The following is a 10,570-nucleotide window of genomic DNA, read 5'->3' on the forward strand; positions in this document are numbered from 1 at the left end:
CGCCAGAGCGCCTCGCGGCTACTGGAGACCGGCCGTCTTGCAGGCCGAGGCGTAGGCCGGGGTACAGATCTCGTTGACCGTGTACATGCCGTCCTTCACGACGGTGTCCTTGATGTTGCCCTTGTCGACCACGACCGGGGTGAGCAGGGTGGCCGGGACCTTCTGCCCGCTGCCGCTGGTGGCGGTGGTGGGCGTCAGGTCCGACGGCACCGGCTTGCCCTGGGCGAGGTCGACCGCCATCGTCGCCGCGATGTCCGCCTCCGCCTTGTACGGCTTCTGGACGGTGATCGTCTGGGTGCCGACCAGAATCCGCTGGATCGCGTCGAGCTGGGCGTCCTGCCCGGTCAGCGGCACGTGCATACCCGCCGCCTGGAGCGCGGTGGAGATGCCCGCCGCGAGGCCGTCGTTGGCCGAGTAGACACCGACGATGTTGTCCTTGCCGAGCGCGCTGATGGCGCCGGACATCTGCTGGTTGGCGTTGTTCGGGTCCCAGTTCGGGGTGTCGTACTCCTTGCCGATCTTCACCTTGCCGTCCAGGACGGAATGCGCGCCCGCCTTGAACTGGGCCGCGTTCGGGTCGGTCGGCGAACCGTTCTGCATCACGATCTCGCCGGTCCTCGCCTTGTCCCCCAGCGCGGAGAGGAGCGCCTTGCCCTGGAGCTGACCCACCTTGTAGTTGTCGTACGAGACGTACGCGTCGACCGGTCCCTGCGCGAGACGGTCGTACGCGACGACCTTCACGCCCGCGTCGTGCGCCTTCTGCACGGACGACTGGATCGACTTGGCGTCCACGGCGTCCAGGATGAGGACCTTGTCGCCCTTCGCCAGCGCGGTGTTCACCTGCTGTTGCTGCGTGGTGGCGCTCTCCGCCGCGTTGTAGTAGTCGATGTGCGCCCCGGGCACCAGCTCTTTGATCTTCGCCTCGATGTAGGGCCGGTCGAACTTCTCGTACCGGGTGGTCTTGCTCTCCGGCAGCAGCAGACCGATCTTCACATCGCCCTGCGCGGCCGACGACACGGCGGGCTGGGCCGCTCCGCCGGTCGCCACCGCACCCAGACAGAGGGCCGTGGCTCCGGCGAGGGCTATCGCGCCCCGCAACGTACGGGTCATGGGAGGCTCCTTTCGGACGCCCCTTTCCCGACCCCTCGTGAGCACGGGAACCAGGACGTGCCTCTGTGGCCTACATATCGACCCTAGCGGCAAGCCGGGGACCGGCAAGCGGGTGACGGGTCACCGGCGCCCGTCCGCGCCCGTCCGGGACCCTGTCGGCGGAGGACGGCGCCTCCACGGAGGCTCGGGCACGGATTCCGCGAAGGCGGCCGAGAGGCGGTCACGGTCTGTGGCCGGTTGCTCGGATCCTCGCGCGGAGACTGTACTGGGCGGAACCTCGTGCGCGAGAATGCCCGGCATGACGACTTGAAGAGCACCGGCCGGACGACGGCATTGGCGAAAAGGGACCTGGGAAACGATTCCCGACGGCGATCGACGCGTCTGCGCCGACTGCGGAACGCCCGTCAGCTCCTACCGGTACCGATTCCATCCGCCGGAGTCCCCGGTGTTCGAGCGGTGCATCGGATTCGCCTGGTGTTCCACTTGCCGGATCTACTCCAGCAACATGGTGCAGATCCCGCGAAAGCGAGTCCTCGTCGACCTCCTCGCGTCCCTCCCGCCTGAGCAGCGAGAACAGCTCCTGCGTTCGGAGACGCGACTGATCGAGTTCCTGGACCGCCAGACCCGAGGAGCCAGAGGTTAGGGTCGGCGGTTGGCCGTGAGCAGGGGGAGTCGCTTGCGCGGTGGTGGAGGTCCCGCTCTGTTGAACATGACGCGCTCGGGGGCTTTCAGGTCGTTGACGCGGCCTCGGCGGGACCGGATGACCATGTGGTGTCGTCAGGACCGCGCGGGACCCGCCGGTCCGTGGACGTCGTGACCGGTGGGCCCGGGACCTCCGGTGATGTCGGTGGCGCGCAGTACCCGGAGGAAGGCCTTCAGACCGGTGATGATCTCCTCGTTGTCGGTCAGCCGGTCGATCGTCGACTCGAACTCGCGCGCCAGCGCGGCGATCTTCCGGTCCGTCCCGTCGGACCGCGCCTGCGCGGACAGCCCGACCGCGTCCACGGTACGGCGCAGCTCGGCCAGGGCCTGGTACTGCTCCTCCGCCTTGGCCTCCAGGACCGCCGCGCCGCTCTCCAGCGACGCCACCCGGCCGGTCAGCGCCACCACGTCGTCCCGGGGGAACGTCACGTCCACGAGCAGCCCGCCGAGCCTGCGCCGCAGTTGCCCGAAGTACGATCCGGCGGGCCGGAAGAAGGTGCTCAGGAGGAAGAACCCGGCGAACCAGTAACCCGCCGCGCGCCCGGTCGCCACCGCCACGGCGAGGGCCGCCGCGGCCGTCCCCACGTGCCCGGCGACCGCGACCCGCAGCATCACCCGGGCGATCCGCCGGGCCTCGGCCTCCCGCTCGGGGGCGACGACGAGGCCCTTCTCCCGGCTGGTCCCGATCTCGGTGAGCACCGTGTGCGCCCGGAAGTACAGGCTCCAAGGGGCCGTCAGGAGCACCAGCAGCCACAGCAGTCCGAGGACTCCCGCCCCGACGGCGAGCACCGTCCCGGGCGGCGCCCCCACCGCGTACGCCAGGATCAGCGCGCCCACCGCGAGCCCCGCGACCACACATCCGGCCACGATCTTGTTCATGCCGTTCCCCGTCCCCGCGCGCCCGCGCGCACCGTGGCGCCCATGATCCTGCCGGTCCGGCCGGGCGGCATGAGTACGGCTACTCAGATCGGGCACACGACGGCCGCCGCCGGGCCGGGAGGCCCGCTCCACCCGCCCGCGTGGCAGCGGCTCGGGACAGCGCCCCGGAACGGCCGTCCGTTCGGCACCGCGACCGGATCGCCGTACTCCCCGGTCACGAGCGTGAAGGGGTCCCCGCGCCGCCGGAGCCGACCGGCTCGCGCGGCGGCGGGCCCTCCGCCCGTACGGCGGCGGCCACCACCACGGTCACACAGAACGCGATGAGCGTCTCCGCCCAGAAGAAGGCCAGGTAGTCGAGGAGACTGCCGATCGGCGGCGCGCCCGGCGCGGCGTTGCGGAACGCGGCCAGGGCGAACAGCGTCGCCGCCATCCAGCCGAGCGCGGGCCACGTGAGGCCCGCGCGCCGCACCACGAGGTGCCTGCCGCCCAGGAGCACGGCGACGGTGAGCGCCCACATCGCCAGCATCATGAAGACGGCGAAGACGAGGACGCTCCGGGACCGGACCGCCTCCGCCGCGAAGACCGAGGTGCCCCGGTCCTCCGAGGCGTCCACCCCGAGGGCGAACAGGGCGTCCCGGTTGACGAGCGTCATGCGGACCGGGACGCCCGCGCCGCCCTGGACCGCGCCGAACTCCATCTCGGCGTCGTACACGTCGAACGGATAGTCCGTGATCGAGCCGCCCGTCAACGTCACCGGGACGTCGACCGTCCCGATGCGGCGGTGCGCGGGGAAGACGATGTCACCGCGCACGGACGACGAGGTCTGGAGCGTCAGCTCCTCGGCGGGCGCGACCCCGCCCGCCTCCGCGAGCGCGCCGCGCGGGGTGACGAGGAGCCGGAGCACCAGTTCCCGCCCGGCCGCGTCGACGCGCTGCACCGAGGCGTCGATGTCGATCCGGTCGGGGGCCCGCGACCCGGCGGTGTGCCGGGCTTCCTGGTCCTGGCGCTCGCCGAACTGCAGCCACAGCCCGCAGAGCACGGCCGCCACGACGCCCAGCAGCACGACGGCCGTGCCGAGCGCCCCGCCGGGGGCCGGGAGGTGACGTCGTCTCGGTGGCACGGCCGTGGCTCCGGGGGTGAGGGAGGGACGGGAGGAGGGTCAGGCGGCGGGCTTGCCGGGCTGGTCGTGGGTCGCGCAGTGGATACCGCCGCCGCCCGAGGCGATGGTGTCGATCCGCACCCGCACGACATCACGGCGGGGGAAGTGCTCCCGCAGGATGCTCCGCGCCCGGTCGTCGGCCTTGCGGTCGCCGAACTGGGGCATGAAGACGGAGTCGTTGGCCACGTAGAAGTTCGCGTACGTCGACACGAAGTCGTCGCCCTCCCCGGTGATCCGGTCGAGATCGGGCTGCGGCAGGTCCACGATCTCGAACCGGCGGCCCCGCGCGTCCGTGGCCTTCTCCAGGACCGACCGTGCCTGGTCCGCCGAGCGCGACCACGAGTCCGGGGGAGAACCCGGGAACGCCTGGTCCAGAAGGACCACGCCCGGGGCGGTGAACCGTACGAGGCTGTCCACGTGCGCGTCGGTGATGTCCTCGCCGCGCACGCCCGCCAGCCAGACCACCTTCTCCACGCCGAGGGTCTCGATCAGCTCGTCCTCGATCTCGTCGCGGGTCTTCCCCTTGTTGCGGTTGTCGTTGACGATCGAGCTCTCCGTGACGAGGAGAGTGCCCTCCCCGTCCGTCTCGAACGAGCCGCCCTCCGACACCAGCGGCGCCCGCTCGCGGGGGATGCCGTACTTCTGGAGCAGCCGCCTCGCCACCTGGGTGTCGTTGGCGTGTGCCTGCTTGCCGCCCCAGCCGTTGAAGTTGAAGTCGATGCCGACGAGCTGCTTCCCGTCCTCCACGAACACGGGCACGGTGTCGCGGGCCCACAGGTCGTCCACCGGCAGCGGGATCACCTCGACCTGTGAGCCACAGGCCCGCTGGGCCGCCGCGACCTGCTCCGGCCGCGCCATCATCACGACCGCCTCGTACTCGCCGACGGCACGCGCGATGGCGGCGATGTCCTGGCGCACGTACCGCAGGTCCTCCTCCCACACCTCGGTGAGCGCGGGCCACGACATGAAGGTACGGGTGTGGCTCTCCCACTCGGCACCGAAGCGGCGCTCGCCGCGTGCGGCGGCGGGGCTCGCCGAGCCGGTGGCGGGCCGGGACGAGGCGGCGGCCCCGGCGGGAGCCGACCCGTCGGGGCCGCAGCCGGAGGCGCCGAGGGCGAGGACACCGCCGATCCCGGCGAAGGCGCGCAGAGCCGTACGGCGGGAAGGAGAGAAGGGGGGCAAGGCTGCTCCGTTCATGGGCTGGCGAGACTATCCGGCCGAACCGGGGCGATTCATGATGACGCGCACGGTGGGGCGGGATTCGAAGGCCTGGGTCTCGGGGGGCCGTGATCCTCACTGTGACACTGACTGGATTTTCAGTCAAACCGGGAAGGGTGGGTGTCGGGCGAGGTCAGAGGGGGTGGCACGGCTGGTGGAGAGCCGGGCGGGTCGGCCGCTTAGGCCGACGGCGGGTAGGGTTCGGCGGCCTGCGGCCTGCGGCCTGCGGCCTGCGGCCTGCGGCCTGCGGCCTGCGGCCTGCGGCCTGCGGCCTGCGGCCTGCGGTGCGCCGGGCGCCGGGCATCGGGTGTTCGGTGTCCGTCCGTTTGGTCCTCCGGTCCTCCGATCCCTCGGCTCCTTCGGCTCTCCGGCCGTCGGCTCGTCAGGCCGTCAGTCCCGCGTGCGCATCGTCGTGCGCCGCCTTCCGCCGGTCCGGCAGTCCCAGGTGGTGGGCCTCCGCCGCGACCGCCTCCCGCAGCAGTGTCCGCGCGTGGGCCACCGGCAGGATGCCGATCAGCCAGCGGGTGCCCAGCCCCTCGACGAGGGCGGTGAGCCGCTCCGCCGCCGCGACGAGCTCCCGGTCGGGGAGGCCGGGGGCCACCCCCGCGAGCAGGTCCGCCACCTCTCGGACCCACGCCCCGCTCGACCGCTCCAGCTCCTCGCGCAGCTCGGGGTCGAAGACGGCTCCGGCCCGCAGCTCGCCCCTGGCCGCGCTGTGCTCCCGCACCTCCGGTACGTCGTCGATCTCACGGAGCAGCCGCCGTTCCAGCTCCGCGAGCGGCGCGCCGGGGCCGTCCCGGTCCGGCGGGCCGCTCCGCGCGCACCGCTCGGCGCGGGCTCCGACGAACGCGAGCGTGCCGCGCAGGAGTCCCGCGCGGTCCTCGAAGTGGTAGTAGACGAGCGCCTTGGAGACCCCCGCCTCGGCGGCCAGCTCCTCGACCCGGAGCCCCCGTACTCCCCGGCGGGCGATCAGCCGGGCCGCCGCGTCCAGGATCGCCCGTCTCCGGTCCTTCGTCCCCGCCACCGGCTGCTCCTTCTTCTGCGGGCCCGGTTCTCCACCGGACCCCGTACTGTTGACTGAAACTTTAGTCAATCCCATGGCCGGGTGAGACCCGAGCCGCGTACCCCGTACCGGATACGGCGCCGGGCGCGGTGCCGGTGCGCCCCGGCCGTGATCACGCGGGCCGACGGGCCGGATAGGGTTCACGACATGGCGTCTCGCAGTACTCAGATCCTGGAAGCAGCCGCCCGGGTCATCGCCCGGCGCGGGGTCCGCGGGCTTCGCGTGGAGGAACTCGCGGCGGAGGCCGGGGTCTCGACCGGCCTGATCTACTACCACTTCAAGGACCGCACCGGGATCCTGCGCAGCACGCTGGAGTTCATCAACGACCGCGCCGAGCGGTACACCACCTCGCGCGACCCCGACGCGGCGCCGCTGACCGCCCGCGAGGAACTCGACGAGGTCCTCCTCCTGGAGCTCCAGGATGCCCCCGAGGTGCGCGAGAACAGTTCGGCCTGGGGCGAACTGCGGGCGAGCGCCGTCTTCGATCCGGTCCTGCGTGAGGACCTGGCGCGGGCGACCCTCGTATGGGTGCAGGAGGTGGCCGCGCTCCTGGGTCATGTGTACCCGATGGCCCCGGCCGCCGCGCTCGCCTCCGCCGCCGAACGGCTCACCGCCCTCCTGGAGGGCCTCAGTATGCGCTGGCTGAGCGGTGGCCTCGCGACCGACCACGCGCGCACGCTCCTGAGGGAGGCCGTCGAGGTGGAGTTGGCGGCCCTGCGCGGGGTGTGACGCCGGACTCCCTTCCCCGCCGGTGGGGTGCGGGGTGCGTGTCGTTCCCGCTTCGGCGGGCTCGCGTGGGTGGTCTCCTCATGGGCGCCCCCTTGCTGCTCCCGGGTCGGGATGGCTTCACGCGGGGGAGCGGCGCGGGGCATTGGCCTTGGCGGGCGCCCAAGGGGTGCTTTCGCGCTCAGGGTCCGGCTCCGGCTCTACCCGTGAGACAAGCCCAGCGCCTGGTCACGACCAGAACTCCTCAGCCACCAGGAGCGTCACCCCATACGGTGCGGAAGATATGACGGCACTTTCATCCTTCACCTTCGTGCGCCACATCGACGGGCTCCGCTACCACTTCGAACGCGAGGGTGAGCGCAACGGCCGCCCCGCCTACCGCCGGGCGGACGGGAACGTGTGGTGTGTCTGGTCGCCGACCGACGGCTGGCATTGCGAGATCGCTGACGGCCTCGTCACCGCCCGTCCCCTCGACAGCCACGCCGAGGAACCCGAACCCCCGGCCACCGTCTGGCGCAGCTTCAAGAACAACCGCTCGTACCTCTACGACCTCCGGACCCTCGACCCCGAATCATGATCCGCCGGACAGTGCCCGGGCATCGGCTGCCCCGTCCCGACCGCCGCCCCGCGTGAAACGACAGCCGCCAGGCCCTCCGCCACGATCCAGACCCGTCCTGGCCGGACTGCCCCCTGACGCCGACGTCCGGTCCCGGGGGTCGAGAACTCGGAACGAAAACCAGGGTTGAGCCCTGACGGCGTCTGGGAGGCTTTGACCTGGGCTTCTGTGGCAGCAGAACCTTCGGCAGTCGCTGCCGATCAACTGTCTGGGGGTCCGGGGTGCCGGTCGGAGCCGACCGGGCCGCTCTCCCCGGTGTGGCCCGGTCGTGCCGCCGTGCGGTCACCGCCCCGACCGGTCTCCGCCGTCGCGCTGATCGTCGAGGCGGGCAGTCAGCTCGGGCCAGTGCTCGGACCACCGTGCCAGATCGCCCGTGGTCAACGACCATCGCGAACGCGGGGCTTCGTCCGGCAGGAAACGGACGCAGGTCCCCGTGGTTCCGTCGGCTTCGACGGGCTCCAGATCGGTCACCGGGACGCCGTGCTCGTAGCGCTGGCTCCAGGATCCGTTGAGACGGCGGTTGGTGTGCAGCAGCCACTCGCTGAGCGCCGCGACGACGGACATGCCGCGACGCGGGTGTCCGTCCGGAAGCCGTTCCGCCTCCGGGAGGTCGAAGAACCGAAGGTCCTTCGTGGCCATGACCGGCTTCCTCACCACCCCGCCATGCTCGTCGACCCGGGTGTCGGTGCCCCGTCCGTCATCCTTCACCGACACCGAGCCGTCGTCATGCAGCGTGACCACACACCGTCCGCCGCCCCGGCTCGCCGCCTCGTCGGCGGCATAGGCGACGACCTCGAGAACAAGGTGTCCCGGTCCGCCCGGCGCGAACACTTCGGGCGCCTGGCGGATCCGACCGAGATGGTCCGTGTCCACGATGCCGACCCAATCGTGCGTAGTGTTCACCCAGGAAGCCCTTGATCCGTTCATCCGACAAGTATCCGTCGGGTTCTCGTTCGGGCTGGAGCGAACCGCTCAGAGGGCAGTCGTACGACGGCGGGCACCGCTTCCCCCTTGCCACAGACAGGCGGGCACCGCTTCCTCCTTGCCGCAGACAACGGGGTCGCTTCGCGCAGCCGCCCGGATGCGTCGCCGCAGGTGACACGTCCCGGTGCCGCAGATGTCGGGCGTCATTCGGGGGAGACCTCCAGGCGCCCCCCGAGACCGACGCTCCGCCAGCCGCTCACCAGGGTCGACGGAGCCGTAGCACCGGTTTTCGTCTCCGATGTTCCTCAAGCTCCGTCCCCCGCCCGCCCCGGGAACACCCCTTTCTTCCCCCGTGGTTCGCGCCCGCTCCACTCTTGACTGAGTTTTCAGTCAGTGTCACAGTGAATTCACGCCGGGCCCCGCCCGCCCCCGCTCGCCCCACGGTGCCGAGCGTCGAGGCGCGGGCCGCCCGCCCCTCCGCTCCCCGCCTCCGCGCGAGGGAGGAAGGAACCACCCATGGACGCGACCCACCCGAGGCCGACATGCCGTTGACCCCCACAGAGCGGGACCGCCTGCTGCTGTTCACCGCCGCCGAACTCGCCCGCGCCCGCCGGGCTCGGGGGCTGCGGCTCAATGTCCCCGAGGCCACCGCGCTGATCGCGGACACCGTCTGCGAGGCGGCCCGCGACGGCGAACGCCTCGTCGACGCCGTGGCCCGAGGACGGGCGGTCCTCGGCCCCGACGACATCCTCCCCGGGGTCGCCGACGTCGTCACCGAGATCCAGGTGGAGGCCGTCTTCGACGACGGCACCCGGCTCGCCGTCGTCGCCGAGCCGTTCGGCGGCCGGGAAGGGGACGGACGGGAAGGGGACGGACGAGAGGGTGACGGCCGCGAGGGCGACGGCCGGGAGGACGGCGGTCAAGGAGACGGCGCCGACGCGGCGCCCGGAGCCGTACTGCCCGGTCCGGAGCCCGTGGCCGCGCCCGAGCCCGTACTGACCCTCCTCGTGCGGAACACGGCGACCGTGCCGGTGAGCGTCACCTCGCACTTCCACTTCTTCGAGGTCAACCCGCGCCTCGACTTCGACCGTGCCGCCGCCTACGGGATGCGGCTCGCGGCCCCCGCCGGAGCCTCGACCCGCTTCGACCCCGGACAGAGCGTCGAGGTGGGCCTCGTGCCGATCGGCGGCGCCCGTGTCGTCATCGGCTTCGCGGGTCTGGTCGACGGACCGCTCGACGCGCCCGGGGCCCGGGAGGCGGCCCTCCGGCGGGCGGTCGCCTGCGGATACCGGGGCGCGCGACCGCTCCCCGGGACAGGTACGGAACAGAAAGGGGCACGCGCGTGAGCAGGCCCACGAGACACGGCGACCACTGCGCGCCGGGCGCCAGCCGCCACATCGACCCGCACGAGTACGCGACCGTCCACGGGCCACGGGCGGGGGACAGGGTCAGGCTCGGTGACTCCGGGCTCGTCGTGCGGGTCGAGTCGGACGCGCAGAAGCCGGGGGACGAGTTCCTCGCCGGGTTCGGCAAGACCGCCCGCGACGGGATGCATCTGAAGGCCGCCGCCGTCCGCGAGACCTGTGACGTCGTCATCACCAATGTGCTGGTGATCGACGCGGTCCAGGGCATCCGGAAGGTGTCGATCGGCATCCGTGAGGGCCGTATCCACGCGATCGGGCGGGCCGGTAACCCCGACACCCTCGACGGCGTCGACGTCGTCGTCGGTACGGGGACGACGATGATCCCGGGGGAGGGGCTGATCGCGACCGCCGGTGCCGTGGACACCCATGTGCACCTGTTGTCGCCCCGGATCATGGAGGCGTCCCTCGCCAGCGGTGTCACCACCATCATCGGGCAGGAGGTCGGACCGAGTTGGGGTGTCGGGGTGAATTCGCCGTGGGCGCTCAGGCACGCGTTCGGTGCGTTCGACGCGTGGCCGGTGAACATCGGTTTCCTCGCCCGGGGTTCGTCGTCCGACGCGGCGCCGTTGGTGGAGGCGCTGGCGGAGGGCGGGGCGTCGGGGTTCAAGGTCCATGAGGACATGGGCGCGCATTCGCGGGCGCTGGACACGGCGTTGCGGGTGGCGGAGGAGCACGATGTGCAGGTGGCGCTGCACAGTGACGGGCTGAACGAGTGTCTGTCGGTGGAGGACACCTTGGCGGTGCTGGAG

General features: G+C 71.9%; 10 protein-coding genes. 4 read left to right on the forward strand and 6 right to left on the reverse strand.

Annotated elements, in window-relative coordinates; all coding sequences use genetic code 11:
• Positions 1-18: 18 nt before the first annotated feature.
• The 5 genes from ACFXGN_RS28920 to ACFXGN_RS28940 form a co-directional block, all read right to left on the reverse strand.
• Positions 19-1,110, reverse strand: coding sequence for a sugar ABC transporter substrate-binding protein (locus ACFXGN_RS28920; protein WP_384864771.1), 1,092 nt, complete (start codon positions 1,108-1,110; stop codon positions 19-21).
• Between the two features lie 777 nt (positions 1,111-1,887).
• A complete protein-coding gene (locus ACFXGN_RS28925; protein WP_384864772.1) occupies positions 1,888-2,691 on the reverse strand; it encodes a hypothetical protein in 804 nt (267 codons plus the stop codon).
• Positions 2,692-2,905: 214 nt separating this feature from the next.
• Positions 2,906-3,811: a DUF4436 family protein gene (locus ACFXGN_RS28930; protein WP_384864774.1), complete on the reverse strand. Its 906-nt coding sequence runs from the start codon at positions 3,809-3,811 to the stop codon at positions 2,906-2,908.
• A 39-nt stretch (positions 3,812-3,850) separates the two neighbouring features.
• Positions 3,851-5,047: an agmatine deiminase family protein gene (locus ACFXGN_RS28935; RefSeq protein WP_384864776.1), complete on the reverse strand. Its 1,197-nt coding sequence runs from the start codon at positions 5,045-5,047 to the stop codon at positions 3,851-3,853.
• A 403-nt stretch (positions 5,048-5,450) separates the two neighbouring features.
• Positions 5,451-6,092 carry a TetR/AcrR family transcriptional regulator gene (locus ACFXGN_RS28940; RefSeq protein ID WP_384864778.1) on the reverse strand — a complete coding sequence of 214 codons (642 nt, stop codon included), beginning with the start codon at positions 6,090-6,092 and terminating at the stop codon, positions 5,451-5,453.
• Positions 6,093-6,278: 186 nt separating this feature from the next.
• Here ACFXGN_RS28940 and ACFXGN_RS28945 point away from each other — a divergent pair, with 186 nt between their 5' ends.
• Both ACFXGN_RS28945 and ACFXGN_RS28950 read left to right on the forward strand, forming a co-directional pair.
• Positions 6,279-6,860 (forward strand): TetR/AcrR family transcriptional regulator, encoded by a 582-nt coding sequence (locus ACFXGN_RS28945; RefSeq protein ID WP_384864780.1) that lies wholly within the window; start codon positions 6,279-6,281, stop codon positions 6,858-6,860.
• Between the two features lie 280 nt (positions 6,861-7,140).
• Positions 7,141-7,434, forward strand: coding sequence for a hypothetical protein (locus tag ACFXGN_RS28950; protein WP_384864782.1), 294 nt, complete (start codon positions 7,141-7,143; stop codon positions 7,432-7,434).
• Positions 7,435-7,755: 321 nt separating this feature from the next.
• Here ACFXGN_RS28950 and ACFXGN_RS28955 read toward each other — a convergent pair whose 3' ends face one another.
• Positions 7,756-8,112 (reverse strand): hypothetical protein, encoded by a 357-nt coding sequence (locus ACFXGN_RS28955; protein WP_384864784.1) that lies wholly within the window; start codon positions 8,110-8,112, stop codon positions 7,756-7,758.
• An 827-nt stretch (positions 8,113-8,939) separates the two neighbouring features.
• Between ACFXGN_RS28955 and ureA the strand changes: the two genes are divergently transcribed.
• Together ureA and ACFXGN_RS28965 are read left to right on the forward strand one after the other, a co-directional pair.
• Positions 8,940-9,743, forward strand: coding sequence for an urease subunit gamma (ureA, locus tag ACFXGN_RS28960; protein WP_384864786.1), 804 nt, complete (start codon positions 8,940-8,942; stop codon positions 9,741-9,743).
• A gap of 50 nt (positions 9,744-9,793) precedes the next feature.
• Positions 9,794-10,570, forward strand: a 777-nt coding sequence (locus ACFXGN_RS28965; RefSeq protein WP_384864795.1) for an amidohydrolase family protein, incomplete at its 3' end; no start/stop codon positions are given.

Source organism: Streptomyces sp. NPDC059247 (assembly GCF_042754005.1).
Classification (GTDB): Bacteria; Actinomycetota; Actinomycetes; order Streptomycetales; family Streptomycetaceae; genus Streptomyces.

What these genes read in the sequence shown, in the direction of transcription:
- ACFXGN_RS28945 (WP_384864780.1), top strand. Translation starts at nt 6,279, where the DNA reads ATGGCGTCTCGCAGTACTCAGATCCTGGAAGCAGCCGCCCGGGTCATC.
- ACFXGN_RS28955 (WP_384864784.1), bottom strand. Translation starts at nt 8,112, where the DNA reads ATGGCCACGAAGGACCTTCGGTTCTTCGACCTCCCGGAGGCGGAACGG.
- ureA (WP_384864786.1), top strand. Translation starts at nt 8,940, where the DNA reads ATGCCGTTGACCCCCACAGAGCGGGACCGCCTGCTGCTGTTCACCGCC.
- ACFXGN_RS28950 (WP_384864782.1), top strand. Translation starts at nt 7,141, where the DNA reads ATGACGGCACTTTCATCCTTCACCTTCGTGCGCCACATCGACGGGCTC.
- ACFXGN_RS28920 (WP_384864771.1), bottom strand. Translation starts at nt 1,110, where the DNA reads ATGACCCGTACGTTGCGGGGCGCGATAGCCCTCGCCGGAGCCACGGCC.
- ACFXGN_RS28925 (WP_384864772.1), bottom strand. Translation starts at nt 2,691, where the DNA reads ATGAACAAGATCGTGGCCGGATGTGTGGTCGCGGGGCTCGCGGTGGGC.
- ACFXGN_RS28935 (WP_384864776.1), bottom strand. Translation starts at nt 5,047, where the DNA reads ATGAACGGAGCAGCCTTGCCCCCCTTCTCTCCTTCCCGCCGTACGGCT.